This window comes from Achromobacter sp. (assembly GCF_032113835.1).
Taxonomy (GTDB): domain Bacteria; phylum Pseudomonadota; class Gammaproteobacteria; order Burkholderiales; family Burkholderiaceae_B; genus Achromobacter.
In genome coordinates this window covers 1-20,062 of record NZ_DAMCTG010000092.1, presented here as the reverse complement: position 1 = coordinate 20,062, position 20,062 = coordinate 1, and the positions used below count along the sequence as shown (strand labels likewise).

The window sequence follows — 20,062 nt, the reverse complement described above, 5'->3', positions numbered from 1 at the left end:
ATCACCGGCGTCGTGTACTCCAACGTCATGCTCGCCGTCGTGCGGCCCGTGACCAGCGCCGGCGTCTTCCTCGTCGGCTCCAACGCCGGCCCCACCAACCTTGCCGGCAAGGACTGTTCGCCGTATTTCTTCTCTACGTCCTGGAACAACACCCAGCGCCACGAAGGCAGCGGCGAAATGGCCAACCAGATGGGATTCAAGAAGGTCTATCTGCTGGCCCCCAACTACCAGGCCGGCAAGGACGCGATGGCCGGCTTCAAACGCTTCTACAAAGGCGATGTCGTCAACGAAGTGTTCACGCAGGTCAACCAGCCCGACTACTCGGTCGAACTGGCCGCGCTGGCCGACGCCAAGCCCGACGCCGCGTACGTCTTCTTTCCCGGCGGCATGGGCGTGAACTTCATCAAGCAGTATCGCCAGGCCGGACTCTTCGGCAAGATCCCGCTGTTGTCGGTCGACACCATCGACGGCGCCACGTTGCCCGCCCTGCAGAAGGACGCGCTGGGCGCCGTCACCAACGTGCCGTATTCGCCCGACCTGGACAACGCCGCCAACAAGGCCTTCGCGGCCGCATTCCGCCAGAAGTACGGCCGCGAGCCGTCCAGCTATGCCGCGCAGTCGTATGACGCCGCCCAGCTGATCGGATCCGCGCTCAAGAAGACCGGCGGCAAGACCGACGACAAGGACGCGTTGCGCAAGGCGCTGGAAGCCGCTGACTTCCAGTCGGTGCGCGGCGAGTTCCGCTATCAGCCCAACCACTTTCCCGTGGCCGGATTCTTCCGGGCAGACGTGGCCGAAAACGCCGACGGCAAGGTCGCGTTCGTGAACAAGGGCCCCATCTTCCCCGACCTGTCCAAGGTTTCCGACCAGTACGCCGCCCAGTGCGTCATGAAGTGAAGCGGGCGGCCCCGAGGGGCGCCGGCAAGGGGGTGTAGCCATGTCCACGACGCTGCTGCTGGTGCAGGCCTTGAACGGCCTGCAACTCGGCATCCTGCTGTTCCTGCTGGCCGCCGGCCTGACGCTGGTGTTCGGCATCATGAATTTCATCAACCTGGCGCACGGGTCGCTGTACATGATGGGCGCGTTCATCGCGGCCACCGTGTTCCGCCACACCGGCTCGTTCTTGCTGGCCGCCGCCGCGGTCGTCGCGGGCATGGCGCTGCTTGGGCTGCTGCTGGACCGGATCGCGCTGGCGCGGCTGTATCCGCGCGATCACCTGGACCAGGTGCTGGCCACGTTCGGCTTCATCCTGTTCTTCAATGAACTGACCCGCATCGTGTGGGGGCCCGCGCCGATCAGCATGGGGCTGCCGTCCTGGCTGTCCGGCACCATCGACATTCTGGGCGTCACCTATCCGCTGTACCGGTTTCTCATCATCGTGGTCGGGCTGCTGGTCGCGGCGGGGTGTTACCTGCTGATCCATCGCACGCGGCTCGGCATGCTGATCCGCGCCGGCTCCACCGACCGCATGATGGTCGGCGCGCTGGGCGTGAACATCGCGCGCCTGAATACGCTGCTCTTCGTGCTGGGCGCGGTGTTGGCGGGCCTGGCCGGGTTGATGGCCGGCCCCATCCTGTCGGCGCAGACGGGCATGGGCGAACCCATCCTGATCCTGACGCTGGTCGTCATCGTGATCGGCGGCATCGGATCGGTGCGGGGCGCTTTCCTGGCCGCGCTGATGGTCGGGCTGATCGACACGCTGGGCCGCGCGCTGCTGCCGACCCTGCTGCGCGCTGCCCTGCCCCCGGCTGCGGCCAATGCCGCAGGCCCCGCCATCGCGTCGATGCTGATCTACATCGTCATGGCGCTGGTGCTGGCGATGCGGCCGCAAGGCCTGTTTCCCGTCAGGCACGGATAAGGACGCCGACGCCATGTTCACGTTATCTCCCCGCACGTTGGCCGCCGCCGCGCTGCTGCTGTTGTTCGCCCTGGTGCCCGTGTACGCGCAGTGGCAGGGCGAGCCGTTTCTGCTGGCGCTGTTCGGCCGCGTGCTGGTCTATGGCATTGCGGCGCTGGCGCTCAATCTGCTGCTGGGCTACGGCGGCATGGTGAGCTTCGGCCATGCGCTGTATCTGGGCCTTGGCGCATACTCCGTCGGCGTGCTGTCGCACTACGGCATCGAAAGCGGCTGGTGGCATCTTGCTGGCGCCATCGGCGCGTGCGCGGCCGTCGGGATCGTCAGCGGATATGTGGTCATGCGCACCAACGGCATCGCGTTCATCATGATCACGCTCGCCTTCGCGCAGATGTTCTATTTTCTGGCGACAGGGCTGGAAGGCTTTGGCGGCGACGACGGCATGTCGCTCTTTGCCGGCAGCGACTTCGGCCTGTTCCGGCTGGACACGCCGCTCGCGCTGTATTGCACGGCCTTCGGCGTGCTGCTGCTGGTGCTGTGGCTGATGCATCGGCTGATCCACGCGCCGTTCGGCATGGCCCTGCGCGGCTGCCAGGCCAACGAGCGGCGCATGCGCGCATTAGGCTTTCCCACGCTGCGATACCGGCTTGCCGCCTATGTGATCTCCGCCGTCATCTGCGGCGTGGCGGGTGTGCTGCTGGCGAACCTCACCATGTACGTATCGCCGTCGTACCTGGCGTGGACGACCTCCGGCGAACTGATCGTGATGGTGGCGCTGGGCGGCATCGGCACGCTGTTCGGTCCGGTGGCGGGCGCGCTGGCGTTCCTGCTGCTGGAAGAGGGACTGAAGCTCATCACCGAGCACTGGATGCTGGTCATGGGCCTGCTGATCGTCGGCGTGGTGCTCGCCTCGCGCCGCGGCGTCTATGGCAGCCTGTCCGCCACGCCGTGGCGCATCGCGCGCGGGACGGCGCGCCATCCCACCGGAGAGCCGCAATGAGCGCCCTGCGCATCGAGAACCTGGAAAAGCGCTACGGCGGGCTGACGGTCACCGACAAGCTTTCGCTGGACGTGGCAAGCGGCGAGCTGCACGCCGTGATCGGTCCCAACGGCGCCGGCAAGACCACGCTGATCGGGCAACTGAGCGGCGAACTACGGCCCGACGCGGGACGCGTGCTGCTCGACGGCAAGGACGTCACGCGCATGCCGGTGGAAAAGCGCGTGCGCCACGGCCTGGCGCGCTCGTACCAGATCACCTCGGTCTTCAAACCGTTCACCGCGCTGGAGAACGTGGCGATGGCGGTGCAGGCGCGACGCGGCCACAGCTTCCGATTCTGGCGGCCGGTGCTGTCGACACCGGCATTGACCGAACCCGCCCGCGAGGCGCTGGCCCTGGCCGGCCTGTCCGCGCGCGAAAACACGCCGGCCAGCGAACTTGCCCACGGCGAACTGCGCCAGCTTGAACTGGCCATGGTGCTGGCGTGCCAACCGTCGCTGCTGCTGCTGGACGAGCCCATGGCGGGCATGAGCCAGCACGAATCCGAGGCCATGACTCGGCTGCTGCTGTCGCTGCGCCGCCGCTACACGATCCTTCTGGTGGAACACGACATGCAGGCCGTCTTCGCCCTGTCCGACCGCATCACCGTGCTGGTGTACGGCCGTGCGCTCGCATGCGGCACCGCCGACCAGATCCGCGACGATCCGCAGGTCCGTGAATGCTATCTGGGCAGCGAACGCGGCCGCACCCGGGAGGCGCGCGCATGACCGCCCTGCTCTCCCTGCGCAGCGTCACCGCGCACTACGGCGCCAGCCAGGCGCTCTTCGGCATCGACCTGGACATCGCGCCCGGCGAGTTCGTGACGCTGCTGGGACGCAACGGCATGGGCAAGTCCACCACCGTCAAGGCGGTGATGGGCCTGAACCCCGCCTCGCGCGGATCCATCAGCTTCGACGGCGCGGACATCGGGCGGCTGCCTTCCTACAAGGTGGCGCAGCGCGGCATCGGGTTGGTGCCCGAAGGCCGGCATGTCTTTCCCAACCTGTCGGTGCGCGAGAACCTGGTGGCCACCGCACACAACCGGCAAGGCGTTGCGCAGCCCTGGACGCTGGAACGCGTGTACGGGTTGTTCCCGCGCCTGTCCGAACGCGCCAAGCACCTGGGCAGTCACCTGTCGGGCGGCGAACAGCAGATGCTGGCCATCGGCCGCGCGTTGCTGACCAATCCCCGGCTGCTGATTCTGGATGAAGCCACCGAAGGGCTCGCGCCCGTGGTGCGCGAAGAAATCTGGTCCGCGCTGGAGACGCTGAAGCAGACCGGTTTGGCCGTGCTGTGCATCGACAAGAACCTGGAGCCGCTGCTCGCCACCGCCGACCGCCACGCCATCGTGGAGAAGGGGCGCGTGGCGTGGACCGGCACGTCGAAGGAGTTCCTGGACGACGAGGCGCGGCTGTTGCAGTACCTGGGGGTGTAGAACGAAGACGGCTAGGCCTGGCGCGCCGCCGGCAACGCGACGCCCAGCCGGCTGCTCCACAACTGCATCTCGTCCCAGAGCGCGGGCGGCACAGGCAGGCCGAGCCGTTGCCGTTCTTTTTCGTGCTCCGCCTCCGGATCGCCAGGCATCCGGGGCGCGCCAGGCGCCTGCGACAGCTCGACGGCCATCCCCGCCACCACGCCCGCCAGCGCCGCGCCCCCGGCAAAGCGCGCCGGATCAATGACGATGAAGAACGCGCCAAGTTCGCGCGGCTGGTCCAGCGCCTCGTACATCGACGAGATGTGCGGGCCGAACGGATTGCCATTGAGCGGTCCGCACAGCAGTTCGACCATCATCGCAAGGCCGTAGCCCTTGTAGCCGTATTCCTCGCCGCCCAGCGGCCGCAGGGCGCGCGCGGCCTGCGCGTCGGAGCAGTCCGCGCCGTTCCCGTCGAGCGCCACGCCCGACGGCAATGCCACGCCATCGCGCCGCGCGTTCATGACGCGGTTCCACGGGATGGCGGTCGTGGCCATGTCCAGGCACAGCGGCGCTCCGCCCGCGCGCGGAAAGGCCAGCGAGATGGGATTCGTGCCGAAAAAGGCTACACGCCCGCCATAGGGCGCTGCGATCGAATCCGAGTGCGTGAAGGCAATGCCGATCAAGCCCTGCCGGGCCGCCGCGCGGCTGTACAGCCCAATCGCCCCGCAGTGCGAGGAATCGCTGACGCCGACCGCGGCCACGCCGGCCTCACGGGCCATCTCGATGGCGAGCCCATTGGCCCGATGCGCCACCACGATGCCCTGCCCCCGGCCGCCATGCACCTGCGCCGTGCCCGGCCCCGTGCGCGCGATGCGGACGTCGGGCCTGGCCAGGATCGAGCCGTGCGCCACGCGATTCAGGTAATGCGGCAGCCGCGCGATGCCGTGCGAGTCGATGCCCCACAAGCTGGTCTGCGCCAGGCTTTGCGCCAGGCACCGCGCATCGTCGGCGGAAAAATCCTGCGCAAGCAGGCACGCCTCGGCCCAGCGTTCCCATTCGGTGGCGGTCACGCGGCTGTCGGCGTCCATGCGGGTCTCCTAGGTGGCTGCCTTCACGGCGTGGAGCACGCCGTGTTCGCGCAGCGCTTCAAGATGCTTGGTCAGGCATTCGACGAACGTGGCCGAATCGCCCAGGTCGCCGAACACGGGTTTGAAACGCGCCAGCACCGTTGCGCGCCGCTGCGCCGCCTGCGACGGCTTGGCGGCATGCGCGGCCACCTCGGCGCGCGACAGCAGACGATCAAGCCGCGCCGCGATCGGATCCTGGATGGCGTAGACGCCGCCCTGCTCGTCTTCGCCGCGCAGGTAGTTCAGCCACGCGGCCACCGCCAGGCACAGGCGATCGATGCCGTGGCCGGCGCGCAGGCGGTCACGGATCGTGTCCAGCAGGCGCTGCGGCAGCTTCTGCGATCCATCCATGGCGACCTGCGGCAGCGGATGCGGCAGCGCGGGATTGGAGATCCGGTCCAGGAAGCGCAAACGATATTCCACCAGCCCCGCCTCGGGGATGCCACGCAGGGTGGGCGCGATCTCCTCGCGCATCATGGCCTCGATGAAGGCGCGCAGTGCCGGGTTATTGGCGGCATCGGCCATGGTGTGCAGGCCCAGCGCCGCGCCCAGGTAGGCCAGCGCCGAATGCGGCCCGCTGACCATGCGCAGCTTCAGCCGTTCATAGGGCGCCGCGTTGCTTACGAAGGTTGCGCCGCCCTGCGCGTCCCAGGCGGGGCGGCCGGCAGCGAACTTGTCTTCGATCACCCAGTTCAGATAGGGCTCGCCCAGCACGGGCCAGGCGTCCTCGACGCCAAGGCGCTCGGCAATCCGCCGGCGGTCCTGGTCTTCGGTGGCCGGCACGATGCGGTCCACCATCGAGTTCGGGAACGTGCAGTTGCGGTCGATCCAGTCGGCCAACGTCACGTCCACCCGCAGCGCAAACGCCAGCACCAGGCTGCGCAGCGTGTCGCCGTTGCCGCGCAGGTTGTCGCACGACATCAGCGTGATGGGTGGCAGGCCGCGCTCTCGGCGCAGGGCCAGGCCGTGGACCAGGATGCCGATGGTGCTGCGGGGCCGGATGGGGTTTTCGAGGTCGTGCAGGATGTCCGGATCGTCCCAGCGCAGGTGACCGGTGGAGGGTTCGTGGCTGTAGCCCTTTTCCGTCACGGTCAGGCTGACGATGCGGGTCTGCGGGTACGCGATGCGTTCCAGGACCGCGTTGGGGTCTTCGTCGGCCACCATCACGCGCAACACGGAACCCACGATGCGCAACTGTTCGCGGTCCTGGCCATCCGGACCGGCATCGCGTACGGCCAGGGTGTACAGGCCGTCCTGAGGCGTCAGCGCATCGCGCGTGGCAGGGTGGCGCAAGGACACGCCCAGGATGCCCCAGCTCAGGTCGCCGCTTGCCTGCATCGCCTGGTCAGTCACCACCGCCTGATGCGCCCGGTGAAAAGCGCCCAGACCCAAATGGACGATGCCCGGCGTCAACCGGCTGCGGTCGTAGCTGGGCTTTTCCACGTCGGCGGGCAGACGCGGCAATGACTCGGAATTCAGACGTTCAAGCATGGGGTGCGCAATGCCTAAAAGGGGCGACGCCAGGGTATAGCACGCCCCGAGCCGTCTTCGCTACATCACCGCGCCAAGTTGCCACGGAACGAATTCATTTTGCCCGTAGCCGTGCGTCTCGCTGCGGGTTCGACGACCCGACGCCGTCTGCAGCATGAGCTGGAAAATGCGCTCGCCCATCTGCGCCACGCTTTGCGCGCCGTCGACCACTTCGCCGCAGTTGATGTCGATGTCGTCGGCCTGGCGCTGCCACAGCGCCGTGTTGGTGGACAGCTTGAGCGACGGCGCCGGCGCACAGCCATAGGCGGACCCGCGGCCGGTGGTGAAGCAGATCAGGTTGGCGCCCCCGGCTACCTGCCCGGTGGCCGAGACCGGGTCGTAGCCCGGGGTGTCCATGAAGACCAGCCCGCGGGTGTGAACGGGCTCGGCGTACTCGTAGACATCGGTGAGGTTGGTGGTGCCGCTCTTGGCTATCGCGCCCAGCGATTTTTCCAGGATGGTGGTCAGCCCACCCGCCTTGTTGCCAGCCGAGGGGTTGTTGTCCATCTCGGCGTCGTTGCGGGCACAGTAGTCTTCCCACCAGCGCACGCGCGCCAGCAGTTTTTCCGCCACGGCGGGCGTCTGCGCCCGGCGCGTCAGCAGGTGTTCGCCGCCGTAGATCTCGGGCGTCTCGGACAGGATCGCCGTGCCGCCGTGGCGCACCAGCAGGTCCACCGCCGCGCCCAGCGCCGGGTTGGCGCTGATGCCGGAATAGCCGTCCGACCCGCCGCACTGCAGGCCCACGGTCAGGTGGCTGGCGGGTACGGCCTGGCGCTCGACGCGATTGGCCTGCTCCAGCATGCGCTCCACCAGTTCGATCCCGCGCGCCACCGTCTTGCGCGTGCCGCCCGTGTCCTGGATGTTGAACGTATGCAGCATGCCGCTTTCGCGCAGGTGCTCCTGTTCCATCAGCCCGCCGATCTGGTTGGTCTCGCAGCCCAGCCCCACGACCATCAGCCCGCCAAAGTTGGCATGGCGCGCGTAGCCACCCAGCGTGCGCCGCAGCACCCGCAGCGGTTCGCCGTCGCTGCCGGTGGCGCAGCCCGCCCCGTGCGTCAGCGCCACGACGCCGTCCACGTTCGGACAGGACGCCAGCGCCTCGGGCCGGATGTCGCGCCGGAAGTGGTCGGCGATGGCGCGCGCCACCGTGGCCGAACAGTTCACGCTGGTCAGGATGCCGATGTAGTTCCGGGTGGCGATGCGGCCGTCGGCGCGCACGATGCCGTCGAACATGGCCGGTGCGTCCACGAAGTCGGTCGGCCGCGCGTCCTGCCCGACCGCGTAATCGCGCTCGAAATCCGAGAACTCCAGATTCTGGCTATGCACATGCTGGCCGGGCGCGATGTCCTGCCGCGCGACGCCGATGATCTGGTTGTAGCGACGCACCGGCTCGCCGGCCGCGATGGCGCGCACCGCCACCTTGTGGCCGGGCGGCACCAAGCCCACGACCGTCACGCCCTCGCCTTCCAGCCGCGTGCCGCTGACAAGCTGGCGCCGGGCGATCACCACGTTGTCCGCCGGGTGGATGCGTATGACTGCGGTATCGGTCTGCGACATGAGGACTCCGGAAGGCAAGAAGGCGCGGGGCTCAGCCGTCGATCAGGGCGGGATCCCAGGCGTGGACGCGCTGGCGCTGTTCGCCCAGCCCGGCGATGCCGAGTTTCATCTCGTCGCCCGCCTTCAGGTAGACGGGCGCGGGCTTCTGGCCCATGCCCACGCCAGGCGGGGTGCCGGTGCTGATGAGGTCCCCCGGATACAGCGTCATGAAGCGGCTGACGTACGACACCAGTTGCGCCACGCCGAACACCATGGTGCGGGTGCTGCCGTTCTGATAGCGCTTGCCATTCACTTCGAGCCACATCTCCAGGTCCTGCGGATTCGGCACTTCATCGGCGGTCGCCAGCCACGGGCCGATCGGGCCAAAGGTGTCGCAGCCCTTGCCCTTGTCCCAGGTGCCGCCGCGTTCGATCTGGTATTCGCGCTCGGACACATCATTGACCACGCAGTAGCCGGCCACGTGCTTCATGGCGTCCGCCTCGCTGACGTAGCGGGCCTTCTCGCCGATCACCACGCCCAGCTCGACCTCCCAGTCGGTCTTGACCGATTCCCGCGGCAGCACGACCGGGTCGTTGCAGCCCACCACGGCGGACGTCGTCTTCATGAAGATGACGGGTTCGGCCGGCACCGGCAGTCCGGACTCGGCGGCGTGATCCGCATAGTTCAGGCCGATGCAGATGAACTTGCCCATGCCGCTCCAGGGCGGCGCCACGCGGCCCGGTTGCGCCACCAGCGGCAGCGACGCCGGGTCCAGCGCGCGCAGTTCCGCCAGCTTGGCACGCACGAGCGTCTGGGCGGTGATGTCGGCAATGATGGAAGACAGGTCGCGGACCTGGCCGTCGGCGTCGATCAGCGCGGGCTTTTCTGCGCCCTTGGCGCCATATCGCATCAGTTTCATAGCGGTTTCCTTGTTGCTGGAAAAGAAGAGTCAGTTGGACCAGCCGCCGTCGATGACTTGGGCGGTGCCGGTGGTGAAGGCGGATTCGTCGCTGGCAAGATACACCGCCAGCGCGGCGATCTCTTCGGCACGGCCGATGCGGCCCATCGGCTGGCGCGCGGTGAAGGCGGCCTCGACCGCCGCGACCGGCTGCCCGCTTGCCAGCGCCTGCGCGTCGATGCGTTGGCGCAAGGACGGCGACTCGACCGTGCCCGGGCAGATCGCGTTGCAGCGGATGCCTTGCCCAACGTAGTCGGCGGCGACCGCCTTGGTCAGGCCGATGACGGCCGCCTTGGTGGCCCCGTAAGCGCAACGATTAGGCGCGCCTTTGATGCTGCCCGCCACCGACGCCATGTTCACGATCGACCCCGCGCCGCGCGCCAGCATGGCCGGCAGGCAGGCGCGGATCAGCAGATACATCGACCGCACGTTCAGGTTGAACGAAAAATCCCAGGCGTCTTCGTCGCAGTCCAGGATGGTGCCGGCGTGTACGAAGCCTGCGCCGTTGAACAGCACGTCGACCGCGCCCGCGTCCTGCGCCAGCGCGCGTACCGCGCGGGCGTCGGTCACGTCCAGCACCTGTGTGCGGCACCCGGACAGCGACTCCAGCGCGGCGCCGTTCAGGTCCACGGCCAGCACGTCGGCGCCCTCCTGCGCGTAGGCCATTGCCACGGCGCGGCCGATACCCTGCCCGGCGGCGGTGACGATGGCGGTCTTGCCTTGCAGTCTTCCTGACATGTTCGCGGTTCCTTATTTGCCGGCCATGCCCATCGCGGTGGGCAGCCACAGGGTGATCTGGGGGACGTAGGTGATGGCGATCAAGGCCACGAACAGCGGCACCAGCCACGGCAGGATCGCCATCGTGGTGCGCTCGACCGACAGCTTGGCCACCCGCGCCAGCACGAACAGCACCATGCCCATGGGCGGATGCAGCAGGCCGATCATCAGGTTCAGCGTCATGATGAGCCCGAAGTGAATCGGGTCGATGCCCAGCTTCAGTACGATCGGCAGCAGGATCGGCACCAGGATGGTGATGGCCGCGATGGTGTCGATGAAGCAACCCACGATCAGGATCAGGATGTTCGCCATCAGCAGGAACACCCACTTGTTCTGCGTCACGCTCAGGATCGCGTCCGTCAGCGCCTGCGCCGCCTGCGTGGTGGTCAGCAGCCATGCGAACACCGATGCGGCCGTCACGATGAACAGGACCGATGCGGTGGTCTCGATGGTGTCGAACGAGGCCTTGGCCAGCGTCTTGAACGTCATGGAGCGATAGCGCACCAGCCCCAGGAACAGCGCCCAGATCACGGCGGCCACCGCGGCTTCGGTTGGCGTGAACCAGCCCAGCGTCATGCCGCCGATCAGAATCACCGGCGCCATCAGCGCCATGACGGCCGAGAAGTTGAACTTCCAGTCCAGCAGCAGCAAGGCCGCGAAAGAAATGCCGGTGGCGATGTTGGGCGACACGCCCGCCAGCGTCATCAGCCAGATCGACAGGGGGAACGCCAGCACGATCAGCACTTCCAACCCCGCGCCGCCCAGCCGCTTCCAGTTGAAGGCCACGTCGCCGCCCCAGTTGTTGCGGCGCGCGTAGTAGGCGACGGTGAGCATCATCAGAATCGTCAGCACCAGGCCGGGAATCAGGCCCGCCAGGAACAGCGATCCGATCGACACGTTGGCCATCATGCCGTAGATGACGAACGGCAGCGACGGCGGAATGATGGGACCGAGCGTGGCCGACGCGGCCGTCACCCCGACGGCGAACTCGGTCTGGTAGCCGTGGTCCTTCATGGCCTTGATCTCGATGGTGCCCAGGCCCGCGGCATCGGCGATCGCGGTGCCGGACATGCCGGCAAACACCACCGAGCCGATGATGTTCACCTGCCCCAGCCCGCCGCGCATCCAACCCACCAGCGCCACGGCGAAGTTGTAGATGCGGCCCGTGATGCCGGCGATGTTCATCAGGTTGCCGGCCAGAATGAAGAACGGCACGGCCAGCAGCGGAAACGACTCGACGCCCGCGATCATGCGTTGGGCAATGACGACGTCCGGCACGCTGCCGGAGATCAGGATGAACAGCAGGGACGCGCCTGCCATGGACACCGCCACCGGCAGTCCCATGATCATCAACAGCAGAAAGCTTCCTATCAGGGTGCCCATGTATCGCTCCTGGCAAGGCACTGCGAATTGGGGGAGGTTCTGTCCAGCGATTCAGTACAGCGCTTCAATCCAGCGACTCATAGGCCGCGGGATTCTCCAGGATCGAATACCCCTGCCGCCAGTTCTGCAAAGACACCTGCAGCGACCGCAGGAACATCATCGCGAACCCGGCCAGCGCCACCCAGTACACGAAGGCCTTGTTCCAGAACAGCGTCGTCATGGGCTCGTCGCCCACCAGCACGATGTAGCGATACGTCAGCCACACGGCATAGCCGAAGAAGGCGGTGCGCAGGATGTCGATCAGCGTGGACAGCACGCGGCCCGCGGGCTTGGGCAGATAGCGGTAAAGAAAGTCCACCTGGATATGGCGGCACGCGCGCACGCACATCGCCGACCCCAGGAACACCACGCCGATCAGGCAGTACACCGCCAGCTCTTCGGTCCAGGCGTACGAGTCGTTCAGCACGTAGCGCGAAAAGAACTGCAGGAAGACCAGCAGCGCCATCGCCCAGAACATCGCCAGGCAGATCCAGTCTTCCGGCTGGTAGCCCGCCAGGCTGACTTCGTGGTGATCGGCTTCCTCGAAACTCTGGACGATTTCGTCCACCGAGGAGACATGATGCGGGCCGGACGGCTGGTCAGGCGGATGGCTGACGGCCGCCATCGGCGCGGCCTTCGCGTTGGAGTGCATGGAGTTCCCCTCGTGCGGGATCGGTCAGGCTATCGGGTCGGACGATCGGGTCAGACGACGCGTTCAGGCGCAGCGGGCCGCGGCGGCGGCCCGCCCGCCGTTGTTCACTTCACCGCCTGGATCTTTTCCCAGTCCGACTTCTCGTAGCCGTACTGCTTGAACGGCACCTTCTCCAGCACGGTGGTGCGGAAGTCCTCGATGTTGACCTCGGCCACCGTCAGGCCGCGCTGCTTGAACACGTCGACCATCTTTTTCTCGGACGCGGCAACTTCGGCCGACGCCTTTTCCGCGGCCTGTTGCGCGACCTCGGCAAAGATCTTCTTGTCCTCGTCCGACAGGCTCTTCCAGAGCTTGCCGGAGATCACGGTGTTCAGGTGATCCACGATGTGGCCCGTGAGGATGATGTTCTTCTGCACCTCGTAGAACTTCTTGGCCTCGATGGTGGTCAGCGGATTTTCCTGGGCCTCGACCGTGCCGTTCTGCAGGGCCAGGTAGACCTCGGCAAACGCGATGGGCGCGGTGTTGGCGCCACAGGCGCGCGGCATCGCCAGGTAAGCGGCCACGTCCGGCACGCGGATCTTCAGGCCCTTCATCTCGCTGCACTTGGTGAACGGCTTGTTGGACGTCGTCTGGCGCGTGCCGTAATACGTGGTCGCGACGATGTGGTTGCCGCTCTTTTCGTCGTAACCGCGCGTGAGTTCCTTGTAGATGTCGCTCTTGGTGTAGGCGATCAGGTGCTCGGGGCTGCGGAAGGTGTAGGGATAGTACGTGACGCCGATGCGCGGAAAACTCTTGGCCGCGAAGCTGGACCCGGAAATGATCATGTCCACCGTGCCGAGCGTCAGGCCCTGGTTGATGTCGTTTTCCTTGCCCAGTTGCGAGGCCGGATAGACATCGATGTGATAGCGGCCGTTGGTGCGCTTTTCGATTTCCTGGGCGGCCCACACCGACGAGGTATGGAACGGTTCGGAAGTCTCGTACACGTGCGCCCACTTCAGTTTGGTCTGCGCCAGTGCGGAGCCGCTGACGGCTAGCGCGACGGCGGCAAACAGCACTTTGATAGCGTTGCTCGGCTTCATGTTGTCTCCTCTCTTTGAGGTGGCGGGCTCGGCGGCCTCGCGTCATGTTTTACATATGGAGTTCACCTACTGGAGCTGCACCTACGTACTGCGACTGCGATCCGCCGCCGGCGCCCGTCACGGACGCCGGCCGCTATTGCTATTCAGCGCGCAACGCTTCGGCCGCGCCGGGCCAACTGGCCATCAGGCGGTCGTACGAGCAGGAAAGATGGTCACGCATGGCGGCCCGCGCGCCCTGTTCGTCACCGGCCGCAATCGCGTCGATGACGCGGCGGTGTTCGGTGATGGCGACGGCCCAGCTGTCGGAATTCTCGAAGTAATCGCCCAGCTTCACGGAGAGCGGGTTGTGGCGTTCGTCGAAGAGTTCTCCCACGACGCGCACCAGCACGGCGTTGTTGGCCATTTCGGCCACGCGCAGGTGAAACAGCCGGTCCCCGCGGATGGGCACACTGCCGGCCCGCGCCTCGTCTTCCATGGCGTCGACGGCTTCGCGCAGGCCTTCCACCAGCGCGGGCACCGGGTTCAGCGCGGCCTGCGCGGCCAGTTCGCTTTCGATGGTGCGGCGGGCGCGGATGGTTTCAAGGGGGCTTTCGGCGGTCAGGCTGGCGCGCGGCGCGCCGCCCGGGCTTTGGACGTACACGCCGGAGCCCATGCGCACTTCCACCCAGCCTTCGACCTCAAGCGCGATCAACGCCTCGCGCACCGACGGCCGCGACACGCCCAGCTTCAGCGCCAGATCGCGCTCGGGCGGCAGGCGCGCACCGGCCGGAAACTCGCCGGCCTCGATCAGCAGGCGAAGCTGATCGGCGATCTGGCGATACAGGCGGCGAGGTTCGATGGTCTGAATCGGCATGAAGAAGACAGCTCGATGACAGGACGAAACGGTAAAGTGGCCTTACCAATTGACCAGAATCCTGCGCCTGCTGCCGTTGGGTCACAATTAGGGTTTGCCCATAGGCGCGCGATGTGTCACGCGGGCAATCCTTATCTGTTAAAAAGCCGCCACCACGGCTTTCTTCCGATTCCATGACCCACGATCCGCAACACTCGCCCTTCAAGAGCACCGGTGGCGCGCGCCGCATCCTCAATGCGCTGCGCTATTCCTGGCAGGGCCTGAAGGCGGCCGTCAAATACGAGGCGGCCTTCCGGCAGGAACTGGCCCTGGCCGTGCTGATGATTCCGGCGGCGTTCTTTCTGGGCCGCACCACGGTCGAAGTGTTCTTCCTGGTGGGCGTGGTGGTCATGGTGCTGGCGGCGGAACTGCTCAATTCCGCCATCGAAGCGCTTGCCGATGCGCTGTCCGTCGAACGCCATCCCCTTCTGGGGCGGGCCAAAGACCTGGGCAGCGCGGCGGTGATGCTGCTGCTTATATTTGCCGGAACGGTCTGGGTGGGGGTGGCCATCAGCCGTTTCGTCATGCATTGACACGGGTTCGCACCGCGACGGGGATGCGACTCTATTTATACTGGGAGCCATGATGCCTCAATCGACGTCAGCACCCTCCAAGCGCATCGTCATCGTCGGCGGTGGCGCAGGCGGCCTCGAACTGGCCGCCAAACTGGGCCGTACACACGGCCGTCAACACATCACCCTGGTCGACAGCCGCCCTTTCCATATCTGGAAGCCTTCGCTGCATGAAGCCGCGGCGGGCACGCTGGACATCCACCAGGAAGGTCTTTCCTACCTGATGCTGGCCCACCTGGACGGTTTCTCGTTCGCCCAGGGCCGCCTTGAAAGCGTCGACCGCGAACGCCGGATGATCACGGTCGACGCCGTGAACGACGCCCAAGGCCAGGAAGTCCTGCCGCGCCGCGAACTGGCGTACGACACGCTGGTGCTGGCGCTGGGCAGCACCTCCAACTTTTTCAACACGCCGGGCGCGGCCGACCATGCGGTCACGCTGGACACCACCGAAAACGCCGAGCAATTCCGCCTGACCATGCTCAAGGCCATGGCACTGGTCGATCAGGCCAAGGTGCGCGATCCTTCCGCGCGGCTGGATCTGGTGATCGTCGGCGGCGGCGCCACCGGCGTGGAACTGGCGGTGGAACTGACCGAGGCCAGCCATGTCGTCAGCGCCTACGGCCTGCCGAACTTCCGCGCAGACCGCGATCTGGCGATCACGCTGGTCGAAGGCGCGCCGCGCATTTTGTCCGCTCTGCCTGAAAAGATTTCGGTGGCGGCGACCAGGCGCCTGACCGAATTGGGCATCCGCGTCGAGACCTCATGCCGCGTGTCCGAAGTCACGGACAACACCGTGCGCACCGCTGATGGCCGCGAGTTTCCGGCGCAGTTGTGCATGTGGGCCGCGGGCATCAAGGGTCCGGCTCTCTTGGCCGACCTGGGATTGCCGCTGAACAAGCTGGGGCAGATCGAAGTCAACGAGCGGCTCGAAACGCCCGATCCGCACATCGTGGCGCTGGGCGATTGCTGCGCGGCGCCCTGGCGCGACGGCCGCACCGTGCCGGCCCGCGCGCAGGCCGCGCATCAGCAGGCCGACTACCTGGCCAAGAAGCTGACGGCCCGGCTGCGCAACAACCCCGAACCCACCGAGCCCTACGTCTACCAGGATCACGGGTCGCTGGTGTCGCTGGGCCAGGACGCCGGGGTGGGCAGCCTGATGGGCAAGCTCGCCGGACGGGGACTGTTCGTAAGCGGTACACTGGCGCGCTTGATGTACATGAGCCTGCACCTGATGCACCACCGCGCGGTGCTGGGCGCCTCGCGTACCGTCTCCCTCGCCCTGGCTCGCCTGCTCATGCGGCGCACGCGCCCGCGGGTCAAACTGCACTGAATCCCATGAATTTCCTGCAAAAACTCGAACACGCCTGGACCACCAGCAACTCGCTCCTGCAAGTCGGGCTGGATCCCGACCCGCAGCGCTTTCCGCGCGAATTGCAGGACAAGCCGGACGCCATCTTCCAGTTCTGCCGCGACATCGTCGACGCGACCGCACCGTACGCCTGCAGCTTCAAGCCGCAGATCGCGTACTTTGCCGCGCACCGCGCCGAAGACCAGCTTGAAGCGCTGTGCCAGCACATCCGCGACAAGCACCCCGACCTGCCCATCGTGCTGGACGCCAAGCGCGGCGACATCGGCTCCACCGCCGAAAACTACGCCCGCGAAGCCTACGAACGCTACCAGGCGCACGCGCTCACCGTCAGCCCGTACATGGGCCTGGACTCGGTCGAGCCCTATCTGGCGTGGCGCGACCGCGGCGTGATCGTCCTGTGCCGCACGTCCAATCCCGGCGGCTCGGACCTGCAATTCCTGAAGATGGATAACGGCGAACCCCTGTATCTGCACGTCGCGGGGCTGGTGGCCGACAAGTGGAATGCCAACGGCCAATGCGGCCTGGTGGTGGGCGCCACGTTCCCGAACGAACTGGCCGCCGTGCGCCAGCGCATCGGCGACGCCCTGCCCCTGCTGGTGCCGGGCATCGGCGCCCAGGGCGGCGACATCACCGCCACGGTGAACGCCGGCGCCAACGCGGCGCGCAACGGCATGATGATCAACTCATCGCGCGCCATCATCTACGCCAGCGGCGGCGACGACTGGCGCGAGGCCGCAGGCGAAGCCGCCAAGGGCCTGCGCGACGCGATCAACGCGGTCCGCTGATTCGTCAAAAGCGGCAAAAGCCGCTGCACGGTGCGTAAACGCACGGTGCAGCGGCCTTTTTTATTTTGAGCGGTCTTAGAGCTTGGCACGGTGTCAGACACCCTCGCGGCGCCTGACCAACTCGGCGGTCGCTTCGGGCGGGTGTCAGACACCTGGAAGTGGCGGCTGGCCACGGTGGCTGAAGCCCAGTTGTCAGACACTCCCTGCACCGCTGTGACCCAGGTGTCTGACACTCGCTGCGCCGCTGTGACCCAGGTGTCTGACACCCCTGAACGGCTGTCACGCGCGGAAGACCCGCTCCCTGGGTGTCTGACACCGGCCAGGATGCGAGCCGTCCTCACAGGGTCTCAGACAAACGAGCCATCTCCCCAAATATCAGCGCCAGCGTTTCAGCGCCGATTAATCGGCACACCCGCAAATTCCAGCACGGCCCGCAGCGCGAACTCCACCGCGGCCTGGCGCACCTGCCCGCGGTCACCCGTAAACACATGCGTCACCGCGCGGCTGCTGATGCCGTCGCCCACGCGCATGGCAAAGCCGAAGCACACCATGCCCACCGGCTTGCCTGGCGTGGCGCCGCCCGGCCCGGCGATGCCTGTCGTCGACATGGCCACATGCGCATTGGGCACGGCCAGCAGCACGCCGTTGGCCATTTCCAGCGCGACGGGTTCGCTGACTGCGCCAAAGTGATGCAGCGTCTCTGGCGACACCTCCAGCTCGGTAACCTTGGCGTCGTTGCTGTAAGTGACGAAGCCGCGCTCGAACCATTCGCTGGAACCGGCCACCGCGGTGACGGCCCCGGCCAGCAGGCCGCCGGTGCAGGATTCGGCGGTGCCCAGCATCCACCCCTGCTGCCGCAGCACGTCGCCCAATCGTTCGGACAGGCCGAGTATCGTCGCTTCCGACAACTGCGCGGCCGACAGGTTGGTCCGCGCGCCTTCAAGCTGTTCGTTCATCCCAAGACTCCTGTGCGGGCCACCAGCGCCATCACCAGCAAGGCGTAGCCGGCAGCCACGATATCGTCCCACATGACTCCGAAACCGCCCTTGATATGGGCGTCGAAGAACTTGATGGGTGGCGGCTTGACGATGTCGAACGTGCGGAACAGCACGAACGCCAGCGCCTGCGACAGCAATCCGGCCGGCGTCAGCCACAGCACCAGCCAGAACGCCACCATCTCATCCCAGACCATTCCGACATGATCCGGCTGCTGGAGTTCTCGGCCGACGCGATGGCAGGCCCAGCATCCGTACAGAAACGCCAGGGCCAGAAACACGCCGATGGCCAGGTCCGACGCCGCAGGCGCCGCCGCCACCCAGATGCCCCAAGCAAGCAGCGTGCCCCACGTGCCCGACGCCGGGCGGATCAGCCCGCTGCCAAGGCCGAACGCAATCAGACGGCCGGGATCGCGGCAGACCCAGGACAGCGCCGGGTACGCGGCGCGGCTGCGGTCGCGCATGGAGGTGGAGTGCTTATCGGTGGAAGACATGGATGTCGAGTCTGCAAACGGAAGGCCGCGGATCAGTCCGCGGGAAAATGATCGAAGCCCGCAGGCAGATCAGCCAGCGGTTGGCCATGCGCGTCCAGGACGGACACGCCGGACTGCGGCAGGATCTCGCCCACGCGGGTCACGCGGGCGCCGGCCGATGCGGCGGCCGCCAGCACGGCTTCGCGCCGGGCGGGTGGCGCGGTGAAACACAGTTGATAGACATCGCCCCCGCCCAGCAGGGCGCGGCGCAGCGGCTCGGCATCCAGGCCGGCCAACGCGGGCGCCATCGGGAGGTCCGCAAACCGCAGGCAGGCGCCCGCGCGGCTGGCGGCCAGGATGTGGCCCAAATCCTGCAGCAGGCCGTCGGAGAGGTCGATGGCCGAATTCGCGATGCCGCGAAGCGCGAGGCCCAGCGCCACTTGCGGCTCGGGCCACTCCAGCGCGGCGCGCGTGGCGGCCAGCAGCGCGGCATCTGAGGGGTATTGCCCGTCCAGCAGCCGGTAAGCCACGTCGGCCGCGCCCAGCTCACCAGACACCCAGATATCGTCGCCGCCTCGCGCCCCATCGCGGCGCAGCGCCTGCCCGGCCGGCACCGCGCCAAACACCGTCACACTGATCGCCAGATCGTGCGCGCTGCGCGTGGTGTCGCCGCCGACAAGCGGACAGCCGTGGGCTGCGGCCAGCGCATGGAAACCTTCAGCAAAAGCGGCCAGCCACGGCTCGTCCAACCGCGGCAACGCCAGACCCAGCACGCAGCCGATCGGGCGCGCGCCCATGGCCGCGAGGTCGGACAGATTCACCGCCAGAGCCTTGTGGCCCAGCGCTTTGGGATCAACGTCGGGAAAGAAATGCCGGCCTTCCAGCAGCAGATCCGTGCTGGTGGCCACCTGCTCGCCGGGAGGAACAGGAAACAGCGCACAGTCATCGCCAACGCCCAGCAAACCGTCCGGCGCGGCACGCGTGAAGTAGCGCGCAATCAGATCAAATTCAGACGCCACCGCGCCTCCACTATGCGGCGCCCGATGGTCGCCATTGTCTGCATGGCCGCCGTGCGGCCCAGATCGGGGCCGCGCGGATCCGGGCTCCGCCGGTCCGCAGCGGCGCCCCCTTGAGGGGGAAGCGCGAAGCGCTGCGGGGGTGGGCCCTCCTTGGAAGCGCGTAGCGCTGCGGGGGGGACTCCGCCCCCCTATCGGCGTTGTTGCGCCGCGGCCTGGACCTCGTGCGCGCGAACGTCGGCGGCCAGCTTGTCCAGCACGCCGTTGACGAACTTGAAGCCGTCCGTGCCGCCAAACGATTTGGCCAGTTCCACGGCTTCGTTGATGGCGACCTTGTACGGGACTTCGACGTGATGGATCAATTCGAAGCTGCCGATCAGCAGGATGCCGTGCTCAACGGGCGACAACTCGGCCAGCGGGCGGTCGACGTAGGGCGTGAAGCGTTCGCGCAGCGTGGGCGCCTCGCGCAGCACGCCGTGCAGCAAGGTTTTGAACCATTGCGCGTCGGCCTCGGAGAAGTCCTCGGTGTCGCGCAGATGGGCGTCGATCTCGCCGGCGTCCTGCGTGCCTTCGC

At 67.1% G+C, this 20,062-nt stretch carries 21 protein-coding genes; 8 read left to right on the top strand and 13 right to left on the bottom strand.

Annotation, left to right across the window (positions count from 1 at the left end):
• From RT697_RS23075 to RT697_RS23055, 5 genes are all read left to right on the top strand, one after another.
• The coding region (locus RT697_RS23075; protein ID WP_313702022.1) for an ABC transporter substrate-binding protein at positions 1-897 on the top strand (897 nt) is incomplete at its 5' end.
• Between the two features lie 40 nt (positions 898-937).
• On the top strand, positions 938-1,858 hold the full coding sequence (locus tag RT697_RS23070; protein ID WP_313702020.1) for a branched-chain amino acid ABC transporter permease: 921 nt from the start codon (positions 938-940) through the stop codon (positions 1,856-1,858).
• 13 nt (positions 1,859-1,871) lie between these two features.
• On the top strand, positions 1,872-2,855 hold the full coding sequence (locus RT697_RS23065; RefSeq protein ID WP_313702018.1) for a branched-chain amino acid ABC transporter permease: 984 nt from the start codon (positions 1,872-1,874) through the stop codon (positions 2,853-2,855).
• Positions 2,852-3,619, top strand: a complete 768-nt coding sequence (locus tag RT697_RS23060; protein WP_313702016.1) for an ABC transporter ATP-binding protein — start codon at positions 2,852-2,854, stop codon at positions 3,617-3,619. The genes RT697_RS23065 and RT697_RS23060 overlap by 4 nt, the downstream gene beginning before the upstream one ends.
• Positions 3,616-4,326: an ABC transporter ATP-binding protein gene (locus RT697_RS23055; protein ID WP_313702014.1), complete on the top strand. Its 711-nt coding sequence runs from the start codon at positions 3,616-3,618 to the stop codon at positions 4,324-4,326. The genes RT697_RS23060 and RT697_RS23055 overlap by 4 nt, the downstream gene beginning before the upstream one ends.
• Positions 4,327-4,337: 11 nt before the next feature.
• Here RT697_RS23055 and RT697_RS23050 read toward each other — a convergent pair whose 3' ends face one another.
• From RT697_RS23050 to RT697_RS23010, 9 genes are all read right to left on the bottom strand, one after another.
• Positions 4,338-5,393 (bottom strand): Ldh family oxidoreductase, encoded by a 1,056-nt coding sequence (locus RT697_RS23050; protein WP_313702012.1) that lies wholly within the window; start codon positions 5,391-5,393, stop codon positions 4,338-4,340.
• A gap of 9 nt (positions 5,394-5,402) precedes the next feature.
• Entirely contained in the window at positions 5,403-6,923 is a 1,521-nt protein-coding gene (locus RT697_RS23045) for a mannitol dehydrogenase family protein (protein ID WP_313702010.1), read from the bottom strand.
• Between the two features lie 60 nt (positions 6,924-6,983).
• Positions 6,984-8,519 (bottom strand): altronate dehydratase family protein, encoded by a 1,536-nt coding sequence (locus tag RT697_RS23040; RefSeq protein WP_313702008.1) that lies wholly within the window; start codon positions 8,517-8,519, stop codon positions 6,984-6,986.
• 31 nt (positions 8,520-8,550) lie between these two features.
• Positions 8,551-9,417, bottom strand: coding sequence for a fumarylacetoacetate hydrolase family protein (locus RT697_RS23035; RefSeq protein WP_313702006.1), 867 nt, complete (start codon positions 9,415-9,417; stop codon positions 8,551-8,553).
• 30 nt (positions 9,418-9,447) lie between these two features.
• Positions 9,448-10,194 (bottom strand): SDR family oxidoreductase, encoded by a 747-nt coding sequence (locus RT697_RS23030; RefSeq protein ID WP_313702004.1) that lies wholly within the window; start codon positions 10,192-10,194, stop codon positions 9,448-9,450.
• A gap of 12 nt (positions 10,195-10,206) precedes the next feature.
• On the bottom strand, positions 10,207-11,616 hold the full coding sequence (locus RT697_RS23025) for a TRAP transporter large permease (RefSeq protein ID WP_175122573.1): 1,410 nt from the start codon (positions 11,614-11,616) through the stop codon (positions 10,207-10,209).
• A 64-nt stretch (positions 11,617-11,680) separates the two neighbouring features.
• Entirely contained in the window at positions 11,681-12,307 is a 627-nt protein-coding gene (locus tag RT697_RS23020) for a TRAP transporter small permease (RefSeq protein WP_313702002.1), read from the bottom strand.
• A 104-nt stretch (positions 12,308-12,411) separates the two neighbouring features.
• A complete protein-coding gene (locus tag RT697_RS23015; RefSeq protein ID WP_313702001.1) occupies positions 12,412-13,386 on the bottom strand; it encodes a sialic acid TRAP transporter substrate-binding protein SiaP in 975 nt (324 codons plus the stop codon).
• 139 nt (positions 13,387-13,525) lie between these two features.
• Positions 13,526-14,239, bottom strand: a complete 714-nt coding sequence (locus RT697_RS23010) for a FadR/GntR family transcriptional regulator (protein WP_105240539.1) — start codon at positions 14,237-14,239, stop codon at positions 13,526-13,528.
• A 173-nt stretch (positions 14,240-14,412) separates the two neighbouring features.
• Here RT697_RS23010 and RT697_RS23005 point away from each other — a divergent pair, with 173 nt between their 5' ends.
• Genes RT697_RS23005 through pyrF form a run of 3 tightly spaced genes read left to right on the top strand, consistent with a single transcriptional unit; the run spans position 14,413 to position 17,004 of the window.
• Positions 14,413-14,811: a diacylglycerol kinase gene (locus RT697_RS23005; protein WP_056325453.1), complete on the top strand. Its 399-nt coding sequence runs from the start codon at positions 14,413-14,415 to the stop codon at positions 14,809-14,811.
• Positions 14,812-14,860: 49 nt separating this feature from the next.
• Positions 14,861-16,180, top strand: coding sequence for an NAD(P)/FAD-dependent oxidoreductase (locus tag RT697_RS23000; RefSeq protein ID WP_313702000.1), 1,320 nt, complete (start codon positions 14,861-14,863; stop codon positions 16,178-16,180).
• Between the two features lie 5 nt (positions 16,181-16,185).
• The gene (gene pyrF, locus RT697_RS22995) at positions 16,186-17,004 is read left to right on the top strand and encodes an orotidine-5'-phosphate decarboxylase (RefSeq protein WP_105240541.1); all 819 of its coding nucleotides are present in this window, start codon (positions 16,186-16,188) and stop codon (positions 17,002-17,004) included.
• Positions 17,005-17,393: 389 nt separating this feature from the next.
• Here the strand turns inward: pyrF and RT697_RS22990 are convergent, their stop codons facing one another.
• From RT697_RS22990 to nusB, 4 genes are all read right to left on the bottom strand, one after another.
• On the bottom strand, positions 17,394-17,960 hold the full coding sequence (locus RT697_RS22990) for a CinA family protein (protein ID WP_313701998.1): 567 nt from the start codon (positions 17,958-17,960) through the stop codon (positions 17,394-17,396).
• On the bottom strand, positions 17,957-18,463 hold the full coding sequence (locus RT697_RS22985) for a phosphatidylglycerophosphatase A (RefSeq protein ID WP_313702024.1): 507 nt from the start codon (positions 18,461-18,463) through the stop codon (positions 17,957-17,959). Before RT697_RS22985 ends, RT697_RS22990 begins: the two co-directional genes overlap by 4 nt.
• Before the next feature lie 62 nt (positions 18,464-18,525).
• Positions 18,526-19,491 (bottom strand): thiamine-phosphate kinase, encoded by a 966-nt coding sequence (gene thiL, locus RT697_RS22980; protein ID WP_313701997.1) that lies wholly within the window; start codon positions 19,489-19,491, stop codon positions 18,526-18,528.
• Between the two features lie 188 nt (positions 19,492-19,679).
• Positions 19,680-20,062: transcription antitermination factor NusB (gene nusB / locus RT697_RS22975; protein ID WP_313701995.1), on the bottom strand; the 383-nt coding region annotated here is incomplete at its 5' end.